Annotated in this window: 18 protein-coding genes and 1 pseudogene; 9 read left to right on the top strand and 10 right to left on the bottom strand. The window is 66.2% G+C overall.

The window, feature by feature from the left end; genetic code table 11:
• Positions 1-15: 15 nt before the first annotated feature.
• Positions 16-1,473, bottom strand: a complete 1,458-nt coding sequence (locus AC06FA_RS03355) for an MATE family efflux transporter (RefSeq protein WP_108752515.1) — start codon at positions 1,471-1,473, stop codon at positions 16-18.
• Between the two features lie 62 nt (positions 1,474-1,535).
• Here AC06FA_RS03355 and AC06FA_RS03350 point away from each other — a divergent pair, with 62 nt between their 5' ends.
• Both AC06FA_RS03350 and AC06FA_RS03345 read left to right on the top strand, forming a co-directional pair.
• Entirely contained in the window at positions 1,536-1,775 is a 240-nt protein-coding gene (locus tag AC06FA_RS03350; protein ID WP_478067129.1) for a hypothetical protein, read from the top strand.
• A gap of 9 nt (positions 1,776-1,784) precedes the next feature.
• Complete coding sequence (locus AC06FA_RS03345; RefSeq protein WP_108752517.1) at positions 1,785-2,192, top strand: RNA-binding S4 domain-containing protein; 408 nt, start codon at positions 1,785-1,787, stop codon at positions 2,190-2,192.
• Positions 2,193-2,516: 324 nt separating this feature from the next.
• On the opposite strand, the gene katG is transcribed toward AC06FA_RS03345, so the two are convergent.
• The 4 genes from katG to AC06FA_RS03325 all read right to left on the bottom strand — a co-directional run bounded on the left by katG (position 2,517) and on the right by AC06FA_RS03325 (position 8,710).
• Entirely contained in the window at positions 2,517-4,757 is a 2,241-nt protein-coding gene (katG, locus tag AC06FA_RS03340) for a catalase/peroxidase HPI (RefSeq protein WP_478067128.1), read from the bottom strand.
• Positions 4,758-4,900: 143 nt separating this feature from the next.
• A complete protein-coding gene (locus AC06FA_RS03335; RefSeq protein ID WP_478067127.1) occupies positions 4,901-5,506 on the bottom strand; it encodes a DUF937 domain-containing protein in 606 nt (201 codons plus the stop codon).
• 94 nt (positions 5,507-5,600) lie between these two features.
• Positions 5,601-8,192 (bottom strand): DNA mismatch repair protein MutS, encoded by a 2,592-nt coding sequence (gene mutS / locus AC06FA_RS03330; RefSeq protein WP_478067126.1) that lies wholly within the window; start codon positions 8,190-8,192, stop codon positions 5,601-5,603.
• A gap of 125 nt (positions 8,193-8,317) precedes the next feature.
• Positions 8,318-8,710 carry a barstar family protein gene (locus AC06FA_RS03325; RefSeq protein ID WP_478067125.1) on the bottom strand — a complete coding sequence of 131 codons (393 nt, stop codon included), beginning with the start codon at positions 8,708-8,710 and terminating at the stop codon, positions 8,318-8,320.
• A gap of 327 nt (positions 8,711-9,037) precedes the next feature.
• On the opposite strand from AC06FA_RS03325, the gene AC06FA_RS03320 reads away from it, so the two are divergent.
• Positions 9,038-9,337: a hypothetical protein gene (locus AC06FA_RS03320; protein WP_478067124.1), complete on the top strand. Its 300-nt coding sequence runs from the start codon at positions 9,038-9,040 to the stop codon at positions 9,335-9,337.
• A 168-nt stretch (positions 9,338-9,505) separates the two neighbouring features.
• On the opposite strand, the pseudogene AC06FA_RS03315 reads toward AC06FA_RS03320, so the two are convergent.
• Positions 9,506-9,670: pseudogene (locus tag AC06FA_RS03315) on the bottom strand (integrase core domain-containing protein); the annotation flags it as partial.
• Between the two features lie 8 nt (positions 9,671-9,678).
• Here AC06FA_RS03315 and imm2 point away from each other — a divergent pair.
• From imm2 to AC06FA_RS03290, 5 genes are all read left to right on the top strand, one after another.
• A complete protein-coding gene (gene imm2, locus AC06FA_RS03310; protein ID WP_478067123.1) occupies positions 9,679-10,032 on the top strand; it encodes an Imm2 family immunity protein in 354 nt (117 codons plus the stop codon).
• Between the two features lie 794 nt (positions 10,033-10,826).
• Entirely contained in the window at positions 10,827-11,375 is a 549-nt protein-coding gene (locus AC06FA_RS03305) for a hypothetical protein (RefSeq protein ID WP_478067122.1), read from the top strand.
• Between the two features lie 228 nt (positions 11,376-11,603).
• The gene (locus AC06FA_RS03300) at positions 11,604-12,059 is read left to right on the top strand and encodes a hypothetical protein (RefSeq protein ID WP_478067121.1); all 456 of its coding nucleotides are present in this window, start codon (positions 11,604-11,606) and stop codon (positions 12,057-12,059) included.
• A 184-nt stretch (positions 12,060-12,243) separates the two neighbouring features.
• Positions 12,244-12,606, top strand: coding sequence for a glycine zipper 2TM domain-containing protein (locus AC06FA_RS03295; RefSeq protein WP_108752523.1), 363 nt, complete (start codon positions 12,244-12,246; stop codon positions 12,604-12,606).
• A gap of 129 nt (positions 12,607-12,735) precedes the next feature.
• On the top strand, positions 12,736-14,121 hold the full coding sequence (locus AC06FA_RS03290; RefSeq protein WP_478067120.1) for a hypothetical protein: 1,386 nt from the start codon (positions 12,736-12,738) through the stop codon (positions 14,119-14,121).
• Here AC06FA_RS03290 and AC06FA_RS03285 read toward each other — a convergent pair.
• Genes AC06FA_RS03285 through AC06FA_RS03270 form a run of 4 tightly spaced genes read right to left on the bottom strand, consistent with a single transcriptional unit; the run spans position 14,118 to position 18,799 of the window.
• Positions 14,118-15,239 carry an ABC transporter permease gene (locus AC06FA_RS03285; protein WP_478067119.1) on the bottom strand — a complete coding sequence of 374 codons (1,122 nt, stop codon included), beginning with the start codon at positions 15,237-15,239 and terminating at the stop codon, positions 14,118-14,120. The genes AC06FA_RS03290 and AC06FA_RS03285 overlap by 4 nt on opposite strands.
• Positions 15,236-16,423: an ABC transporter permease gene (locus AC06FA_RS03280; RefSeq protein ID WP_478067118.1), complete on the bottom strand. Its 1,188-nt coding sequence runs from the start codon at positions 16,421-16,423 to the stop codon at positions 15,236-15,238. The genes AC06FA_RS03285 and AC06FA_RS03280 overlap by 4 nt, the downstream gene beginning before the upstream one ends.
• Positions 16,408-17,421: an HlyD family secretion protein gene (locus tag AC06FA_RS03275; RefSeq protein WP_478067117.1), complete on the bottom strand. Its 1,014-nt coding sequence runs from the start codon at positions 17,419-17,421 to the stop codon at positions 16,408-16,410. The genes AC06FA_RS03280 and AC06FA_RS03275 overlap by 16 nt, the downstream gene beginning before the upstream one ends.
• Positions 17,414-18,799 carry a TolC family protein gene (locus AC06FA_RS03270; protein WP_478067330.1) on the bottom strand — a complete coding sequence of 462 codons (1,386 nt, stop codon included), beginning with the start codon at positions 18,797-18,799 and terminating at the stop codon, positions 17,414-17,416. The genes AC06FA_RS03275 and AC06FA_RS03270 overlap by 8 nt, the downstream gene beginning before the upstream one ends.
• A gap of 134 nt (positions 18,800-18,933) precedes the next feature.
• Between AC06FA_RS03270 and AC06FA_RS03265 the strand changes: the two genes are divergently transcribed.
• Positions 18,934-19,485, top strand: coding sequence for a hypothetical protein (locus tag AC06FA_RS03265; protein WP_478067116.1), 552 nt, complete (start codon positions 18,934-18,936; stop codon positions 19,483-19,485).
• Positions 19,486-19,673: the final 188 nt, after the last annotated feature.

Raw genomic sequence — 19,673 nt, 5'->3', positions numbered from 1 at the left:
GGGCCAAGTCCCGCGCTATCGGGTCACGGCATCCGGGTCGGCCACCGGCGAGGGCGGGCAGGCCGGAACTTCCGAGGGCGTGGCCAGCACTTCGGCCGGGGCCGGCGGGGTGATCATCCGCGCCTTGCGCCAGCCACCCCAGCGGTAATACGCCAGCGACAGCAACATGGACACCAGCGAACCGGCCGGGAAACTCCACCAGATTGCATCGGCGCCCCAGTAGGGCTGCAGGAATTCAGCGAACGGCACGCGCACGCCCCACAGCGAGGCGGCCAGGATCAGCAGCGGCGGAATGACCGCACCGGTGGAGCGCACCACGCCGGAGATCACGAAGCTGACACCAAAGAACAGGAACGAGCCGATCACCACGTGGTTCAGGTGGCGGGCGATCTGCAGCGACTCGCTGCCCTGCGGCAGGAACAGCGCCAGCGAATACTGGTCCAGCGCCACCAACGGCAGGATCAGTGCCCCGGTCAGCAGGAAGTTGAACAGCACGCCCTGCCGCGCGGTGCCGCGCACGCGGTCCCAGCGCTGCGCACCGACGTTCTGCGCGGCCATCGACGAACACGCCGCACCGATGGCCATGGCCGGCATCTGCACGTAGTTCCACAACTGCAGCGACGCGCCGTAGGCGGCCGCGGTGTCGGTGCCGTACTGGTTCACCATGGTCATCAGCATGATGACCGACAGCGAGATCAGCACCATCTGCAGGCCCATCGGCACACCCTTCACCACCAGTGCGCGCAGGATGGTGAAATCGAGCTTGAACAGGTGCATGTCGGCACGCCCCAGCCACAGCGTGTGCCGCTTGTGCCGCATATACAGCAGCAAGCCGGCCAGCGACAGCGTCTGCGACACCAGCGTGGCCCAGGCCGAGCCGGCAATGCCCAGTTCCGGGAACGGGCCCAGGCCGAAGATCAGCACCGGGTTCAGCGCGATATCCAGCACCACCGACACCAGCAGGAAGCGGAACGGCGTGCGCGAATCGCCGGCACCGCGCAGCGCGGCGCTGAGGAAGGCGAACGCATACAACGTGGGCATGGCCAGGAAGATGACGCGCAGGTAGGCCTCGGCCAGCGGCAGTGAGGCGGCCGGCGTGCCCATTGCTTCCAGCAGCGGGTGGGCCAGGAACCAACCGGCGATGGCGATGACCACCGACAGACCAATGAAGAACGTGGCACTGGTGCCGACCACGCGCCGGGCCTGGCCGATGTCGCGCGCACCGATGGCCTGGCCGATCAGGATGGTGGCGGCCATGCCGAAGCCGAACACCGAACCGATCAGGAAGAACATGATGTTGTTGGCGTTCGCGGTGGCCGTCAGCGCGGCCTCGCCCAGGAAGCGCCCGACCCACACCGCGTTCACCGAACCATTCAGTGACTGGGCGATGTTGCCGGCCAGGATGGGCAGCGCGAACAGCAGCAGGTTGCGCCCGATCGGGCCGGAAGTCAGGTCAAGCGGCGCTTTGGCCATGGGCTGGAGATCGAATGCCGGGAGGCGCACACTAGCACCAAGCCGGTTTGCGGGGTGTGGCAATGCATCAGCAACAGCAGGGGGTGTGCGGGATCGCGCTGGCCTTGATCGTGGCCGTGCTGCCCGCATGTTCCATGGACGACCGCCTGGGCGATACCCAGATACGGCCGACCGACCGACCCGAATGCCTGGTGGGCAGCCAACGCCAGGACCTGGCCTCTGGTGTGAAGCCGTTGATCGGCGGCACCGGCTGCCGGGTCGACCCGGGCAACCCGCGTCCCTTGAATCGACCCCCGGAGTAGTTTCCGCCGATGCATGCGCTTTCCCCGCTGCCGCCCAGTGTCCGCCTGGATATCTGGTTGTGGGCGGCCCGTTTCTTCAAGACCCGCAGCCTGGCCAAGCAGGCCATCGAAACCGGCAAGGTGAGCGTGGCCGGCCAGCGCCCGAAATCCTCACGCGCGGTGCGCGTGGGCGAGCAGGTGCAGGTGGACCGTGGCGAGGAACATTTCGAGATCCAGGTGCTGGGCATCAGCGACCAGCGTGGCCCGGCGCCGGTGGCGCAGCAGCTGTATGTGGAAAGCGAAGCATCGAAGGCGCGGCGCGCCGAGCAGCGTGCGTTGCGCATCGCCGCCCGTGATGGTTTCCAGCCGCCGGAGCACAAGCCGGACAAGCGCGCGCGGCGGTTGATCCGCGCGCTGGGTGATCTGGACGCGTTGTAGCGGCGCGATCGTGGTGCGTTCACGGTAGTCGCCCACCTTGGCGGGCGATTTGATGTGCCAACCAAGGTTGGCACCTACCAGGCGCGATGGTGGCGCGTTCACGGTAGTCGCCCACCTTGGTGGGCGATTTGATGTGCCAACCAAGGTTGGCACCTACCAGGCGCGATGGTGATGCGTTCACGGTAGTCGCCCACCTTGGTGGGCGATTTGATGTGCCAACCAAGGTTGGCACCTACCAGGCGCGATGGTGATGCGTTCACGGTAGTCGCCCACCTTGGTGGGCGATTGGGATGTGCCAACCAAGGTTGGCACCTACCAGGCGCGTCAGCCGTGCAGGTCGTAGCGGTCCAGTTCCATCACCCGGGTCCAGGCGGCGATGAAATCCTGCACGAACTTCTTCTCGCCATCGGCACTGGCATAGACCTCGGCCAGGGCGCGCAGCACGGCGTTGGAACCGAACACCAGATCGGCGCGGGTACCGGTCCAGCGTGTGGCGCCGTCGCCGCGGCCACGGCCTTCGTAGCTTTCGCGGCCGGTGGCCTTCCACTGCGTGCCCATGTCCAGCAGGTTCACGAAGAAGTCGTTGCTGAGCGTGCCCGGGCGCGCGGTGAACACGCCGTGCTTGCCGCCATCGGCGTTGGCACCGAGCACGCGCAGGCCGCCGACCAGCGCGGTCATCTCCGGCGCGGTCAGGGTCAGCAGCTGCGCCTTGTCGATCAGCAGCGCCTCGCCCGGCACCGCGTAAGCGCCCTTCAGGTAATTGCGGAAGCCATCGGCGGCCGGTTCCAGCACCGCGAACGATTCCACATCGGTCTGTTCCTGGCTGGCATCGGTGCGGCCCGGGGTGAACGGCACGCTGACGTCATGACCACCGGCCTTGGCGGCCTGTTCCACCCCCACGCCACCGGCCAGCACGATCAGATCGGCCAGCGACACCTGCTTGCTGCTGCCGGCGTTGAACGCGGCCTGCACCTTTTCCAGCGCGGCCAGCACCTTGGCCAGCTGCTGCGGCTGGTTCACCGCCCAGTCCTTCTGCGGGGCCAGGCGCACGCGTGCCCCGTTGGCCCCACCGCGCTTGTCCGAGCCGCGGAATGTCGAGGCCGACGCCCAGGCGGTGGACACCAGCTCGGCCACGCTCAGGCCGCTGGCGGCGATCTGCTGCTTCAGCGCCGCAATGTCCTTGGCGTCGATCAGCGGGTGCTGCGCTTCCGGCAGGGGGTCCTGCCAGATGAACTGTTCGGCCGGAATTTCCGGGCCCAGGTAGCGCGCGCGCGGGCCCATGTCGCGGTGGGTCAGCTTGAACCAGGCGCGGGCGAAGGCATCGGCGAAGGCCTGCGGGTTTTCCAGGAACCTGCGCGAGACCTTTTCATACGCCGGGTCCATGCGCAGCGACAGGTCGGTGGTGAGCATGGTCGGGCGATGCTTCTTCGACGGATCGTGTGCGTCTGGAATCACCGCGTCGGCATTCTTGGCCACCCACTGGTGGGCACCGGCCGGGCTCTTGGTCAGTTCCCATTCGTTGCCGAACAGGATTTCGAAGAAATCGTGGCTCCACTGCGCCGGGGTGCGGGTCCAGGTCACTTCCAGGCCGCTGGTGATGGTGTCGCCCCCCTTGCCGCTGCCGAAGCTGCTGACCCAGCCCAGGCCCTGGTTTTCCAGACCTGCCGCCTCCGGTTCCTTGCCGACGTTGTCGGCCGGGCCGGCGCCGTGGGTCTTGCCGAAGCTGTGGCCACCGGCGATCAGGGCGACGGTTTCTTCATCGTCCATGGCCATGCGGCCGAAGGTATCGCGGATGTCATGCGCGGCCAGCACCGGGTCGGGGTTGCCGTCCGGGCCTTCCGGGTTCACGTAGATCAGGCCCATCTGCACCGCGGCCAGCGGGTTTTCCAGCTTGCGCGAATGCACATCGCCGTCGGCATCATCGTCGGACACCAGCACGCCGTGGTCTTCCTGCACGCCTTCGGAGCCGTGCTTGTAGCGCACGTCGCCGCCCAGCCAGGTGGTTTCGCGGCCCCAGTACACGTCCTGGTCCGGTTCCCAGGTATCGGGGCGGCCGCCAGCGAAGCCCAGCGTCTTGAAGCCCATCGATTCCAGCGCGACGTTGCCGGTGAGGATGAGCAGGTCGGCCCAGGAAATGGCCTGGCCGTACTTCTGCTTGATCGGCCACAGCAGGCGGCGGGCCTTGTCCAGGCTGACGTTGTCCGGCCAGCTGTTGAGCGGAGCGAAGCGCTGCTGGCCGCGACCGCCACCGCCGCGGCCATCGCCGATGCGGTAGGTGCCGGCGCTGTGCCAGGCCATGCGGATGAACAGGCCGCCGTAGTGGCCGAAGTCGGCCGGCCACCAGTCCTGCGAGTCGGTCATCAGTGCCTTCAGGTCGGCCTTCAGGGCGGCGTAATCCAGGCCCTGGAACGCCTTGGCGTAATCGAAGCCGGCATCGAGCGGGTTGGAGCGCGCCGAATGCTGGTTCAGCAGGTCCACGCGCAACTGGTTCGGCCACCAGTCGCGGTTGGTCGTGGCGTCACCGACCACGGCATGGTTGAAGGGGCACTTGGCTTCGCTTTTCATGGGTATCTACCTGTGGGCTGGCGAAATGGGAATCGGATTCAAGCCCACGATAGGCAGGGCCTGATGATCGGTAAATTCGATTGATTCAACCAATGCGATAGTGGTGACCTATGGTGCCGTCTGGCTAGGACGGTCGTGGCCGATCAGCGCTTCAACAGGCCTGCGCCCAGCTTCATCAGGTCGCTAGCGCCGAACTGGCCATCGCCGTCCTGGTCCAGGGCGCCGCCCAGCAGGCTGCCCAGGCCGCCGCCGCCGCTCTGCGCTTCCTGCCCCAGCGCGCTGCTGAGTTCAGTGGCATTGCCCTGCTGGGCAAACCGCTGGGCCAAAAACGACATTACGATGGGGGCGAGGATCGCCAGCAGCTTGCCGGAGGTGCCACTGTCCAGCCCGGTCTTCTGGCCCAGAGCTGCGGCCGCCTGCGGCTGCTGGCCGCCGAACACGTGGCCGAGGATGCCGGCGCCGTCGGTGGCACCGCTGCCACCGCCGCCCATCACCGCGCCGAGGATGCCGCCCAGGTCGAAGCCGCCGCCGCCGCCGCTGTGGTCGCGCTGCAGGGCATTGAGCAGCGACTGCGCGCCCTGCGGCTCACTGGCGTTCTGGCCCATGGCGCCCAGCAGCAGGGGCAGGGCGCTGCCCACCGCCTGGCTGGTCTGCGCGCTGTCCAGGCCAAGCTGCTGCGATACCTGCTGCAGGCCCTGGCCCTGCTGCAGTTGCTGGAACAGGGATGCGGCGAGGGATTGGGTATTCATGGCGGTCTCCGTTCGGTGAAGGAAGGACCGCCCGAGCATAACGCCGGGTACACGACGGCAATGCGAAGGGTTCATGGCGCCCGGGCGGGCGCCGTTACAGCAACGCCTTCAACCGGTACAGCGCTTCCAGCGCCTGCTTCGGGGTCAGCTCGTCCGGATCGATCGCTGCCAGCGCTTCCTGCGCCTTGTTCGACGGCGCGGCGAACAGGCCGAACTGCTGCGGTGCATCCAGCGCCTGCGGGGCCACGGCGGCCGCGTGGCTTTCACCACCGCGCTGTTCCAGTTCGGCCAGGCGGCGCCGCGCCTGTGCCACGGTGGCGCGCGGCAGGCCGGCCAGCGCGGCCACCTGCAGGCCGAAGCTGCGGTTGGCCGGGCCGTCCTTCACTGCGTGCATGAACACCAGCGCTTCGCCATGCTCGACCGCATCCAGGTGCACGTTGGCGATGCCACTGGCTCCGCCTTCGTGCTGCTCGTCGGCCAGTGCAGTCAGTTCGAAGTAGTGGGTGGCAAACAGTGTGTAGCAGCGGTTCTGGTAGGCCAGATGGCGTGCCACCGCATCGGCCAGGGCCAGGCCGTCGTAGGTGGACGTGCCGCGGCCGATCTCGTCCATCAGCACCAGCGAATGCGCGGTGGCGTGGTGCAGGATGTAGCTGGTTTCGGCCATTTCCACCATGAAGGTGGACTGCCCGCGGGCCAGGTCGTCGCCGGCGCCGATGCGGGTGAGGATGCGGTCGATCGGGCCGATCAGGGCGCGGCTGGCCGGCACGAAGCTGCCGATATGGGCCAGCAGTACGATCAACGCGTTCTGCCGCATGTAGGTGGACTTACCGCCCATGTTCGGGCCGGTGATGACCAGCATGCGACGGTCCGGGTGCAGGTCAAGATCGTTCGGTTCGAAGGGCTGTTCGCGTACTGCCTCGACTACCGGATGGCGGCCGCGTTCGATCTTCAGGCAGGGCTCGGCCTGCAGTTCCGGGCGCGCCCAGTCCAGCGCCTGCGCACGTTCGGCGAAGGCGGCCAGCACATCCAGTTCGCTCAGCGCGGCGGCGCACTGCTTCAGCGGCTCCAGCTGGCCGCCCAGGGTGTCGAGCAGTTGCTCGTAGAGGTACTTTTCGCGCGACAACGAACGGTCGCGCGCGGACAGTACCTTGTCTTCGAACGCCTTCAGTTCTTCGGTGATGTAGCGCTCGGCATTGGTGAGCGTCTGCCGGCGGGTGTAGTGCACCGGCGCGCGGTCGGACTGGCCCTTGCTGATTTCGATGTAGTAACCGTGCACGCGGTTGTAGCCCACCTTCAGGGTGGGAATGCCGCTGCTCTCGCGCTCGCGCAGTTCCAGGTCGACCAGGAACTGGTCGGCGTGGGTGGACAGGCGGCGCAGCTCGTCCAGTTCGGCATCGAAGCCATCGGCCAGCACGCCGCCATCGCTCAGCTTCAGCGGCGGCATTTCGGCGATGGCGCTGGCCAGCAGGTGCGCGCATTCGTCGTGCTCGCCGAGCGCGGCATGCAGGGTCCGCAGGCGCGGCGAATCCAGCGGTGCCAGCACCTCGCGCACGGCCGGCAGCAGGCCCAGGCCATCGCGCAGGGTGGAAAAATCACGCGGGCGCGCCGAACGCAGCGCCACGCGGGTAAGGATGCGTTCCAGATCGCCCAGGCGGCGGAACTGTTCGCGGATGTCCGCATCGCTGCCGCGGTCGATCAGCGTTTCCACCGCATGGTGGCGCTGCACCAGCACCTCGCGCAGGCGCAGCGGGCGGTGCAGCCAGCGCCGCAGCAGGCGGCCGCCCATCGGCGTGACCGTGCTGTCGAGCACGCCCAGCAGGGTATTGCGGGTATCGCCATCGACCCGCGTGTCCAGTTCCAGATGGCGGCGGGTGGCGGCGTTCATCGCGATCGCCTCACCGGCGGTTTCCATCGCAATGGACGTCAGGTGCGGCAGGCGCTGCTTCTGGGTTTCTTCCACGTAGCCGAGCAGGGCGCCGGCGGCAGCGGTGGCACGCGGCTTGTCGTCGATGCCGAAGCCGCTCAGGTCGTGCAGCTTGAAGAAAGCCAGAAGCTGGCGGCGGCCACTATCGGCATCGAACAGCCACGGTGCGCGGCGGCGCACACCGGTGCGCTGGCGCAGGAACTCGGGCCAGTTTTCTTCGTCGGGCACCAGCAGTTCGGCCGGCTCCAGGCGGGCCAGTTCGGCTTCCAGCGCGTCGTCGGTTTCCACTTCGTTGACCAGGAAGCGGCCGCCGGCCAGATCGGCCCAGGCCAGGCCATAGCCCTGCTTGCTGCGCGACAGCGCCATCAACAGGGTGTCGCGGCGCTCGTCCAGCAGGGCCTCGTCGGTGACAGTGCCGGGGGTGACGATGCGCACCACCTTGCGTTCCACCAGGCCCTTGGCCAGCGCCGGGTCGCCGATCTGTTCGCAGATCGCCACCGATTCGCCCAGCGCCACCAGCCGCGCCAGGTAGCCTTCGTAGGCGTGCACCGGCACACCCGCCATCGGAATAGGCGCGCCGCCGGAGCTGCCGCGCTGGGTCAGGGTGATGTCCAGCAGCCGCGCCGCCTTGCGGGCGTCGTCGTAGAACAGTTCGTAGAAGTCGCCCATGCGGAAGAACAGCAGCAGGTCCGGATAGTCGGACTTGGCTGCGAAGAACTGCTTCATCAGCGGGGTGTGTTCGGCGGACTTGTCTTTGGACATGGGGCTCGTGGATCAGGGGTATCCGCCGCGGGAAGGCCGCAGGGCGGAGACGGGTACAGGGCTGCCCATGGTAACCGGTGGGGGCAGGGGGCCGCTTCGTCTGCCGGCCTTGCCCGCGCATTGTCCTACGCGTGCACCAGGGTGATGTGCGGATGGGATGCGAAGATCTCCAGCACGATCTCGAAGTAGGTCTGCCCCTCGCCACGTTCCAGCGCGGCCAGCTGCTGCACGATGCGGTCGTTATTGAACATACCGGGGTGCTGCAGCTTGGCCTGCAGCCAGGCGCGGGTGGCCGCCCTGCCCAGGGCCGCCCGGCTGTGCTCGCTGTCATGCCAGATCACCGTGTGGGTGGCGTGGCCGGCCAGTGCGCCATACCCGCCGTACAGCAGGTCGTCCAGTGCATCCAGGCTGTGCGCCAGCTGCCAGGTCTCTGTCGCCATGAACACCCGGTTGATCTCGGCATAGAAGCTGGGAATGTCGACGATGGCGGCGCCATCCATCTGCAGGGGGGATGTCATGCGCCGACTATAGCGCCGGCCGGGGACGCCGGCCCGCTGGAGGGGCCTGGCCCGTGCCACGCGCTGTCTGCACCCATCGCAAGCCGTTTGAACATTTTCCTATAGAAATTGCGGCGGTGGCCGATAACGCTTCCGCTCCCGTGCGCCTCGCGCGGTAGCGTGCTGTCGCGTGAGCGTCGGCGGACCCGATTCAGGCCGATGTGTCCCTCTTGCCATTCCCCGGGCAGGGGCGGCGCGCGGCGCCAATACCAGGAACAGCGAGTGCAGTCAGGGAAGAAGCAGGGGCGGCATGCATGCCGTCGTGGTGGGTGGCTGGTGCTGCTTGGCATGGCCTTCAATGTGGCCGCCCAACAGGGGGGCGACCCCGGTACGCAGGAACTGCTGCGCCGGCAGGCGCGTGAACGTGTCCTGCGTGAGCAACAGGAAAGCCAAATCGACGTTCGCCTTGAGCGCAGCGAGGAATCGTCTGGCGATCATCTGCCTGCGCAGGAAACACCCTGCGTAGGCGTGGATCACATCGTGCTGCAGGGCGATGAGGCGCCGCGCTTCCAGTGGGCGCTCGCCGCCGCCAACCCCGCGAGCGATCCGGCCAGCGGGCGCTGCCAGCACGAATGCGGGCAACAGTGAGCCGACGGCGGAGACGTTTACCTTAAGCGATCTGCATAACCAGAGGGACTACTCGGCGAGCCTCACAGACAAGTACCTAGAGCAGATGACCGCAACGGAACCGGCCCATTCAGTGCGCGTGGTCCGGTGGAGCAGTTGAATCGCCTGGGAACGTCGCTCGTTGTTTTATTTCCGCCGCCAGGATTCGATCTGAGTGCGGACGTGCAGCAGTGTGGGAAACCCTTGTTCGTTGAGGCATTCGTCGAGTGGGCGGCCGTTGAAGTTCTCGCTATGGGTGTTATGGTTGTCGGCACAATATATAGTCAAGTTTTTATGCTTTGCTTGGCGAGGGATGAGTCGTGGTGGATGAGCGGGTGAGCTATGGTGAGATTCGCAATTTGCTGTTCGACGCTTGTTATGTTTATTGTGGGAACAAGCTTAGAAATCAAAGCCCATGGGTCGATGGGGAGAGTGAGATAGGTTATGCATACGATGAGTTTGAGAGTGCATTTGATCTGCCTATTGAGAGGCTAATGCTCGAGGTGTTGGTTCTTGTATTGTCTGCTGGGAGGTCTTCCGCGGGCGTCAGGGGTTATCACATTAATGCCATAAATGAAATAATTATGGATATTGATTTGTTGTCTGAGTTGCATGCCTTGCCAGTTGAAGAGGCGACGCAGTTCAAAGGCGACCTTGTGATTCTGGGGCTTTGTTAGACGGTTTCGATCATGCTGCTGCCTTGGTTCCGCGAAGGCGGATGGGTCGCCACCAACGAGCGTTCGATCTCCCTTGCGCGGAGTCGATGGTCGCGCTGCCGAGGTGGCTCCTGACGGTATCGGCAGGGGATGGGTCAGCGCCAGCTGCCTGGTTTTCAGGGCCGGCTGACGCCAGTCTGTTTCCTTCGCGTCCACCGTATTGAGGAGGTGTGGATGTGAGTAGTCTCTTGTTCTGGGGTTGTTGAAAGAGCACTCCGCTGCTGCGCCGCCGGTGATCTGGATTCGGTGCTTCGGGAGGATATTCCTGGTTGTTGGCTATTTGATCAGATTGGAGGTCTGGTAAGAGAGAGTCGGATATCTGAGGCTGATCACGTCTACGCCATCTTCGAAGCGCTTTACGGCTTGGCTACGGACTACTGCCTGGCCTGGTAGATTGGCTCTTCGCTGTTTGAGGTTGATGTGGATTTTGTTGCTTATTTTGAGTTCTGGCGAATGGGTGGGCGGTGTGCATATACGGCGTCAGATTTTTTGGTTCCCAGTCAGTAGAAGGCGGCGCATGTTCAGGGGCCGCCTTGCGCGAAGGCTTCGCAGGGCAGGCGGGAATTCCTGGAAATGTCGTGGAGGCTCCAGCCGATGTCTGCGGCAAGTCAATAGATTGCACCAGGCAGTCATTCAAAATGAATAGCGCAGCGCTGGTTCGCGTTACCTTTAAGGTGGGTGCTTGATGAGATGCTCGAATTTACAGGGTTGAGGAAGATTGACTGTAATCCTTCTTCTCGTAATTGGATTCCAGAATGAATACTCCTGGTGGTTTTTCTGTTCTGTGGGATGCTCCTGTTGTGCCGGGTGTTTCTTTGGCAGGCATACCGTTGCTTGCTTCGTATTATGATGTAGAAATGGCTATATCTACGTATCTTGTTGATGCGGAATTGATGTTGTACAGGTTTTCGCGCGGCCCAGAGCTTCGGCTGCAGAGTCGCGTCCTGGATGAGCATGGGAATGGAGGTTGGCTGTTCGCTCTGCCTCACGATGACGGCAGCGGGCGTACTGCAGCTCTTTCTATTTCTATCCGGTGCTGGACTGTTCGGTCCATCAAGGTATATGCCTTGGGACTGCCGGGTGATGTGGTCCAAAGCCACTCTTATCGCGGGGCCACGGCAGAATCAATAGGTTTGGGTGATCTGGCTTCGAGTTTTCTTGATTTTACTAGGTTGGATTTTGACGAGGCGGAAGAGTGGTTCTATACCGATGACGCCTATGGGTCCCTTGAGATTTCGGGGTGGGGTGTGCCGCTTGAGGACGAGCCCGATCAGATCGTGACCGCTATGTGTGTGACGGCTTGAGGTTGCGGCGGGCTCCGAGGCTCGCGGGCGGCAGTAGAATCTCAACGTCGTATACGGGGCAAACAGCGAAGTGCCTGAAGGTCGCAGACCTTCAGAAGTCCAAACGACGATGGATGCGTTCCGACTGCGTGCCTGCCTTGCACTGGTGTACGCTGCCCCTTGACCGACTGCGCCATGCAACGCGATCGGATGGAATGGACGCCACACGACTTCACAAGGAGATGCACCATGACGCAGGAAAACACACCTGTTGGGCGCGCAGTGACCGAGCCGGCCGAAGCTCCGCCTTCGCTGTACGTGGTTGCGCTGTATCAGCTGCTGGGCGGTGCGCTGGCGCTGTACCTGTTCCTGAAGAACTTCGGCCCGCACCTGCCCGCGTACCAGCGCACGCTTCTGGCAGACATCCACTTCGGCCTGCCTTATCCGCTGGTCCTGGCCAGTGGCCTGTTCAACAACGTGGCGGCCATCATCATCGGCGTGGGCATTTTTCTGCGCTGGGAATGGGGGCGGCCGCTGTTCATCGCCGTTTTCATGGAAACGACGGTGCTCACGCTGTTCACGCTGAAGGCCAAAGGGCCGATCGGCTTCCTGACGCTGCTGGTTACGTTCTGCGTGTCACTGTACATCGCCCATCTGCTGTACCGGGCGCCAGCCACGCACTACTTCAGCCGCCGCGGGCGCTGACCACGCTGCAGCCGAGCACGGAGAGCCCGCGCATCGCCGCAACGGTGCGCGGCTGTGCGCATTGACCGCAGCAAAGGCTTGTCTGAACCGCACATGGTCGTTCAGCTGCCGTCGACCTGGATTTCACCTGTGGTTGCCACCGCCCACGACAGACTTGGGCCATACCGCAACACAGGAGACCGCCATGAATACTTCGATCCGTGTACTGCTGCTGGGCAGCCTTCTGGCAGCGTCGTCGGTTGCCGGTGCACAGACCTATGGCCCGCGCGATGAAGGCCGCAAGTTCAACGACGGCAGCCGCGTGGTGTGCAAGAACGTAGAAGTGCAGCGCAACTCGCGCGACCCGAACCGCATCACCGGTACCGCGACCGGTGCGGTGGTGGGTGGCCTGCTGGGCAACCAGGTGGGCGGCGGCAACGGCAAGAAGCTGGCCACCGTGGCCGGTGCCGTGGCCGGCGGCGCTGCCGGTCGCCAGATCCAGGGCAACCACCAGAGCAAGACCGGCGACCGCGTGGTCGAGCGTCGCTGCGAGCGCGTGTACCGATAACCCCTTTGTAGTCCCTTCCACCTGCAGTACCCGAACGCCGGCTTTGTGCCGGCGTTCTTCGTTTGCGCGGGCGTACCACGGGGCCGGGCGGCGCCCTATACTGCGCCAACCTCCAAGGATGAACGCGCTGTGAACGAATCCTCCGTTGCTGCGCCGCAGGCCGCACCCACATCGACCAGCGCCGAGCCGGAAGCGAACACCCGCTTCAGTCGGCTGCGCGAACGTGCGGACGAGCTGGAGCTGTTCATTTCCGGCCTGCTGGCGTTTGCCCTGCTGGCCGTGCCCGGCTACCTGTTCGATGCCTGGGCGCGCAGCAGCCTGCATACCGAGGGCATGTACTTCCAGCTGCTGTGGTTTGCTTTCAGCACGGTGGTGGGCATGTGCTACGTGCTGGCGGTGGCGCTGATCGCGCACCTGACCGTGCGCGGTTACTGGATCGGCCTGGTCGGGCTGAAATCGCATTTCCCCGAAGGCATCGACTGGGCCGCGCTGCACAAAATGGGGCCGGTGTCGCGTGCGTTCCTGCGCGCGCGCGATGGCGGTCTGGACAGCAGCATCCAGCGCGCCGACCGGCTGGCCACGCTGCTGTTTTCAACCACGCTGATCTGCGTGCAGACCCTGGCCGGCACCCTGGTGCTGGCGATGGTGACCTTGGCCATTGCGATGTTGATCGCGTTCCTGACCGGTGGTTCGGACCAGGTGGCGATGGCAGTGGTGGGCGCCTGCCTGGCAAGCCTGCTGGCGCTGGCGTTCGTGCCCTTCATGCTGGAAAAGGCCATCGCCCGGCGCCATGCGCTGGGCCGCCCCAGCGAGCGGCTGGAACGCGGACTGCAGCGCTTCCTGGCCGGCATGCAGCGCGTGCCGCTGCTGCGCTTGATGCAGACCATGCAGCTGACCATCCAGAGCAACCTGCGCTCGCGCTCGTTCATGGTGGGCTACCTGCTGGCCATCGGCGTGGCGATGGTGCTGGCGGCGGTGCAGGTGGCCGGTTCGGTGAAGTTCTCGCTGTTCAACCGCTACCAGGTGCTGACCGAGGAAGCGGTGGACAACGGCATGTTGAGTGCGCACTACGAATCGCTGCGCTCGACGCACGACCAGCTGCTGGCTTACCCGATGATTCCGGCCGACACGATCAGCAGTTCGCGCCTGCGGCTGTTCATTCCGCATCGCCCGCAGCGCGACAATCCGCTGGCACGGCGCTATTGCAGTGCCTTGCCCGGTGGCGAGAACAGCGCCGAGGGCGCGCCGGCGGCACGTGCAGCGGTGGACTGCCTGGCGTTGATCTGGAACGTCACTTTGGACGGCAAACCGGTGGCGCTGGCCGACTTCGTGCCGTTCGAGCGCCGCGATCTGGAAATGCGCGGGCTGGTGGGCTACCTGCCGCTGCAGGGCCTGGCGCCGGGCCGGCATGACCTGCACCTGGTCTGGCATGCGCAGGGCGAACGCACCGGACCCGATCGCCGCCGTGAGTACCGCATTCCGTTCTGGTACACGCCGGAGGAGAGCAAGGACTAGTCGCCGCCGCGCGCCGCTGCGCCATGCAGGCGCCGGTAGGCCAGCGTGCCGTACAGCAGCAGCAAGCCACCCAGGGTGATCAGTTCGTGGCGGACATCGGCCAGGCTGGCGTCCATCTGGGTCAGGCGCACCATCAGGTTGATGCCGGCGGTGGTGGGCAGCAGCTGCGACAGCCAGACCAGCGGCGCTGGGGTCATCACCGCCGGCCATGACAGGTTGGCCAGGAAGAACAGCGGGATGGAGGTGGCGATGACGTACTGGAACGCGCGTTCGCGGGTGCGGAAGAAGCTGCCGACGAACAGGCCGAAGGCCACGGTGGCGGCGATGAACAACGTGCCGCCCAGCACTTGCCCCAGCGGGTTGCCGCCGCGCGGGTAGTCCTGCACCCAGGCGGTGAAACCGGCGTAGTAGAACAACCCGAACAGGCCGATGAGGCCAAAGCCCAGCGCCATGCCCAGCAGGGTGGGGCGGTCGAAGCGCAGGCGCCGCCCGAGCGCCAGGCGGCGGCCGCCCAGCAGCACGCCGATGCCCATCAGCAGGGTCTGGTGCACGATCAGTTCGGCCACGCCGGGCACGATGGCGCTGCCGTAGCCTTCCTGGGTGTTGTACAGCGGCCGCTGCACCAGGGTGACCGGCGGTGCCTGCGGCGCGCCCATGAAGGCGGCCTGGGTGACGGCGGCATCGCGACCGAACGCGCCCAGCGCATCGGCCACGCTGCCCAGCACCCAGCTGGCACGGCCCAGATAGGCGCCATTGCCGAGCAGCACCAGCTTGGCCGGGGTGCCGCGCAGGATGTCGCGCTCCAGGTTTGCCGGAATCAGCACGATGCCTTCGGCCTGGCCGGCTTCCAGTTGCTGGCGGGCGCTTTCGATATTGGCCGGTTGCCCGACCACCCGCGCCACGCGCAGCGCATCCAGCGTGCGCAGCAGTTCGCGGCTGGTGGCGCTGTGGTCTTGATCCACCACCAGCACCGGCAGATCGCCGGCCACCTGGTGGCGATACGCGGCCGGGTAGAAGAACGAGTACAGGATGACCGCGCCGACCATCACCACGATGGCGTAGCGGTCCAGCAGCACGGCCATCAGGGTCTGCCGCAGGCTGCGCCACACTTCGTTCATGCGCTTGCCCTGGCCGCTTGCGCGGCCGGTGCGCCGCGGGCGAAGGCGATCAGCCGTGCGCCGCCGATGCCGCCGGCCACCACGATCATCAGCAGCAGGGTGGCCAGTGGCCACAGCGATACCGCCAACGGCGCGCCGACGAACTGCTGCTGGGTCTGCAGCTTGATGTAGGCGCTCAGCGGCAGCAGCAGGTGCCAGATGCGGGTGAACAGCGGCGCATCGATAATCGGGAACGTGGCGCTGGAAAAGGCCAGTGCGGTGCCGATGCTCAGGCCCACGGCAGACAGTGCGGTGCCCATGTCACGGGTGACGCCGACGAAGAACAGCGCGTAGCTGGCGGTGGCCAGGTAGAACAGCGGCTGTGCCAGCAGCAGCAACAGCACGCTGCCGGCGATGCCATCGCCGCGCAGCCAGGCCAGGTAGGCGACACCTGCGGCGCCGTATACGGAAAACAGCAGCACGTAGGGTGCGATCTTGCCCAGCAGCGCCGACCATGGCGTGCGCCCCAGCCAACTGCGCAGCGTGCCATCGCGGATCTCGCGGCCCAGGCTGCCGGCCACGGCCAAGGCCAATACCAGCGACAGCACCGCCGGGAAGATCAGCGGCAGCAGGAACAGCTCGTAGCTGCGCGCCGGGTTATAGAGGATGTCCGACTGCACGGCGATGGGCGCGGCGCGCAGCTTGCCGGGGCCGACCTGCAGGCCGATGCGTTCGCGCAGCAGGCGCGCGCCCCAGGCCGATACCGCATCGCCGATATCGCGCGCAGCCGACTGCCCGGTGGTCATGTAGGTCGCGTTGTAATAGGCGAACACGGTGCCCTGGCGGCCACGCAGCGCCTGGCGGGTGACATCGCGCGGCACCAGCACCACCGCGAACACCTGCAGGCTGCGCAACTGCGCCTGTGCCTCGTCCAGGCTGGCCGGCTGCGTGGCCACGCGCACGCCCGGGCTGGCATCGAGCATGCGCAGCAGCAGGCGGCTGTCGCTGCTGTGGTCCAGGTCGACCACGGCAATGGGCACATCGCGCATCACCGATGCGGAAAACATCCAGGCCATCACTGCCAGCATCAGCATCGGCAACAGCGTGACCAGCGCCAGGTCTGCGCGGTTGCTGCGCAGCGCACGCAGTTCGCGCCGCCACGCAGCGCCCATGCCGGTGCTGTCCGGGTTCAGCCCTGCGGCCATGCGAACAACACGCTCATGCCGGGCCGGAAGCCTTCGACACGCTGCACCGGGCGAACCCGCACTTCAAAGCTGCGCACGTCGTAGCCCGACGATTGGCGCGTGCTGCGCCAGGTGGCGTAGTCACCGGCCGGATTGATGAAGTACACCTCGAACGTCGCATCCTTTTCTAGTGCGGGAATCCGGCCCTGCAGGCGGCTGCCGACCTTCAGGCCCTGCATCTGCGATTCGCGCAGGTTCATCGACACCCACATGCGATCGATGTCGACCAGGGTGAACACCGGGAATCCGGCCGGCACCAGTTCGCCGGGGTCGGCCATGCGTTTGTTGATCTCGCCGGCCACCGGTGCGCGGCCTTCCACTTCGGCGCGGGCGGCGTTGACCTCGGCCACCGCGCCCTGTGCCTGCTGTACCTGGCCCTGTGCGGCACGCTTGTCCTGCTCGCGTGCGCCGGCCAGGGCCATGTCGTACTGCGCGCGCGCGGCACGGGCCAGCTCGCGCGAACTGGTGGCCTGGGCGTGCGCCTCGTCGCGCTTCTGCCGGGTCATCACGCCTTCGTTGAACAGGTTCTGCACGCGGCCGGCGGTGGCCTCGGCCAGGGTGGCGCCCGCTTCGGCGCGCTTCCAGTTGGCTTCGGCGGCGCGGATGTCTTCGCGGCGCGCGCCTTCGTCGGCCTTGTCGGCCACTGCCTGGGCGGAGGCCAGCGCACCGTGGGCCTGCTGTTCCTTGGCCGCCACTTCCGGGCTGTCCAGCAGGAACACAATCTGCCCGGCCTGCACGCGGTCGCCTTCGCGCACCTTCAGTTCGGCCACGCGGGCGGTGATCTTGGCGGCCACGTTCAGCGTGTCTGCGTCGGCCATGCCCTGGATCTGGTCGGCCGGGCTGCGCCAGGCCAGCCACAGGCCCAGCACCACCACCAGCAGCAACACCACGACCAGGATCAGGCCGGTACGGCGCTTGCCCGGCGGTGTTGCTGCGTCATCGTGCAATACATCACTCATGGTCGATCACCTCGTCCGCACGCCGCCGGTAGTCTTCGAAACGGTCCATCTGGCCACTGATCTCCAGCAATTGCGCCAAGGCCACGTCGTACTGATACGCCGCCTGCGAACGCTCCACGCGGGCGCCGCCCAGCCCCAATCGCGCATCGATCACGTCCAGCGATGTGGCCTGGCCCTCTCGGAACGCCAGTTCCTGCAAACGCAGGTTTTCCTGTGCCTGGGCGATGCTGCTGTCCAGCAGCACGAACTGCTGGCGGGCGGTTTCCAGCTCGTTCCAGGCCTTGCGCACGCCCAGGGCGACCTGGTTCTCGGCCTCGCGCAGACCGGCCTCGGCCTGTTCCTGCTGCGCACGCGCCGCACCGATCTGCGCCGGGCGCGAGTTGGGTGACAGGAAGGTGTACTTCAAGCCGATGCCGAACGCCCAGTCGGGGTCGGTCAGCATTTCATCGCGGCGGCGGAAGTCGTACTGGCCGAACGCAAAGATCTGCGGTTTCAGCTTGGCCTGCTGCACGCGCACGCCCTGTTCGGCCTGCGCCACCAGCGCACGCAGGCGCGCGATCTGCGGTTGCCGCGCCTGCGCGGTGCGTTCGAAGCTGGCCACCGGTTCCAGCGGCGCGCGCTGCACGAACAGCGGCGAGGTGGGGCGGACCTGGCCACCACTGCGCAACAGGGTGGCCAGCGCAGCCTGCAGCGTGGCCAGGTCGTTCACGCTCTTCTGGTACTCGCGTTCGGCCTTGTCGCGGGCCACGGTGGCCTGCAGGCGCTGGGCCCGCGTGGCGAAGCCTTCGCGCTCCAGTTTCTGCGCATCGGACAGATGGCGTTCCAGACCGTCACGCACATCGCGGCGCACGTCCACCGCCTGTTCGGCCAGGCGCTGGCCGAAGTAGGCCTGCGCCAGCTGCACGGTGATCGATTGCCGCTGCGCTTCACGCTCGGCGCTGGCCTGTTCGCTGGCCGCGCTGGCCGCGCGCTGTGCCGCCGGAATCACCCCGCCGGTGTACAGCGGAAGCACCGCGGTCACCACGGGGCGCGTGCGCCAGTCGCGTTCGGTGAACGACAGTGGAGAATCGATGCCGTAGGCCTCGGCCACCGGCGCCAGCGAGCCCAGCGGCAGGGTGAGGGTCTTCTGGAACTGCAGGCGGCGCACTTCGCCGGTGATCTCGGGCAGGCGCAGCAGACGGGTGGCCTCCTGCAGTTCCTGCTTGTTGCGCACGCCGGCGTCGGCGGCGGCCAGTGCGTCGGACACCTGTTCAAGCCGTTGCCGCGCCTGTTCCCAGTCCAATGCCGGTGGTGCCGCGCTGTCAGGCAGGGACTGCGCGCCGCCGGTTGCAGGCAGCCACAGCGCACAGATCAGCAGGGGCGCGCCTGCGCGTTGCAGCCACGGGGTGGGGCGATGCCGATGCACGTGGGTCCGTCATCCGTAAAGTGTCTGGCAAAAATTAGTCGGTATGCCGTGAAGCCGTTGTAGGTGCAGGGCATTCGAATGGCGGGAACTGCAGTACAGTCACCGTCATGGAACTGCGCACCCGCCACCGTCGCGTTGCCGGCCTGCTTGCCGCAGGCGCGCTGCTGTTGGGGCCGCCCGGCGCACTGGCAGGCGCGGCGTCCACGGCTGAAGAAGCGCAGCCCGCCATCGTGGGTGTGCAGGTGCACGGCGTAGGCCGGTTCGGGCACGCTGCGCGGGTGCCGTTGCCGCGCGTGCTGCAGGCACTGGGGGCGCCGGAGCAGCGTGAGGCATCACCATACGAATGCGGCAGTGCGTACGACGCAGGCGAGGTGCAACTGCTGAGTTGGGCCGGACAGGCCTGGGAGAGCGACGGCCAGACCGCCGTGCTGCGCCGCTTCGAACCGGGGCGCGATGGCGCGCTGATGCTGTCCACCGGGCAGCGGATCGATCTGCGCAGCACCGCGGCCAGCGTCATGCAGCGGTTGCCGCGCGCACACGCCAGCGATGGCGCCGTGCATGTCACCGCCGATCCGCGTGGGATCTTCGAGGAACGCTATGACCTGCGTTTCGATGCGCAGGGACGGTTGTTCCAGATCGATTACTGGATTGCTTGCTGACATCGCGCGCTGCATGCGCGGGCGGACCTCTCCATTCCATTGGTGCGGTCGCCAGGCACGGTCTTTAACGAGACAATAACGAACCGCCGCGACTCGCCGCGCGGGTCCGTTCGTGGACCTGCCCCCTGTCGCCTTTGTTTTCCGCAGTTTCGCCGCTTCCGGCGCAGGTAGTACGTAATGAAGAATGA

The organism is Stenotrophomonas sp. Steno-C17 (assembly GCF_056393165.1).
The sequence above is the reverse complement of the archived record's forward strand: the minus strand, read 5'-3'. Positions and strand labels throughout refer to the sequence as shown.

Bases quoted from the DNA above. Each gene is read 5' to 3' on its own strand.
- AC06FA_RS03345 (WP_108752517.1), top strand. From the start codon at position 1,785: ATGCATGCGCTTTCCCCGCTGCCGCCCAGTGTCCGCCTGGATATCTGG.
- AC06FA_RS03335 (WP_478067127.1), bottom strand. From the start codon at position 5,506: ATGAATACCCAATCCCTCGCCGCATCCCTGTTCCAGCAACTGCAGCAG.
- AC06FA_RS03295 (WP_108752523.1), top strand. From the start codon at position 12,244: ATGAATACTTCGATCCGTGTACTGCTGCTGGGCAGCCTTCTGGCAGCG.
- AC06FA_RS03300 (WP_478067121.1), top strand. From the start codon at position 11,604: ATGACGCAGGAAAACACACCTGTTGGGCGCGCAGTGACCGAGCCGGCC.
- AC06FA_RS03280 (WP_478067118.1), bottom strand. From the start codon at position 16,423: ATGGCCGCAGGGCTGAACCCGGACAGCACCGGCATGGGCGCTGCGTGG.
- AC06FA_RS03265 (WP_478067116.1), top strand. From the start codon at position 18,934: ATGGAACTGCGCACCCGCCACCGTCGCGTTGCCGGCCTGCTTGCCGCA.
- AC06FA_RS03285 (WP_478067119.1), bottom strand. From the start codon at position 15,239: ATGAACGAAGTGTGGCGCAGCCTGCGGCAGACCCTGATGGCCGTGCTG.
- mutS (WP_478067126.1), bottom strand. From the start codon at position 8,192: ATGTCCAAAGACAAGTCCGCCGAACACACCCCGCTGATGAAGCAGTTC.
- katG (WP_478067128.1), bottom strand. From the start codon at position 4,757: ATGAAAAGCGAAGCCAAGTGCCCCTTCAACCATGCCGTGGTCGGTGAC.
- AC06FA_RS03325 (WP_478067125.1), bottom strand. From the start codon at position 8,710: ATGACATCCCCCCTGCAGATGGATGGCGCCGCCATCGTCGACATTCCC.
- AC06FA_RS03350 (WP_478067129.1), top strand. From the start codon at position 1,536: ATGCATCAGCAACAGCAGGGGGTGTGCGGGATCGCGCTGGCCTTGATC.
- AC06FA_RS03320 (WP_478067124.1), top strand. From the start codon at position 9,038: ATGGCCTTCAATGTGGCCGCCCAACAGGGGGGCGACCCCGGTACGCAG.
- AC06FA_RS03275 (WP_478067117.1), bottom strand. From the start codon at position 17,421: ATGAGTGATGTATTGCACGATGACGCAGCAACACCGCCGGGCAAGCGC.
- AC06FA_RS03305 (WP_478067122.1), top strand. From the start codon at position 10,827: ATGAATACTCCTGGTGGTTTTTCTGTTCTGTGGGATGCTCCTGTTGTG.
- AC06FA_RS03355 (WP_108752515.1), bottom strand. From the start codon at position 1,473: ATGGCCAAAGCGCCGCTTGACCTGACTTCCGGCCCGATCGGGCGCAAC.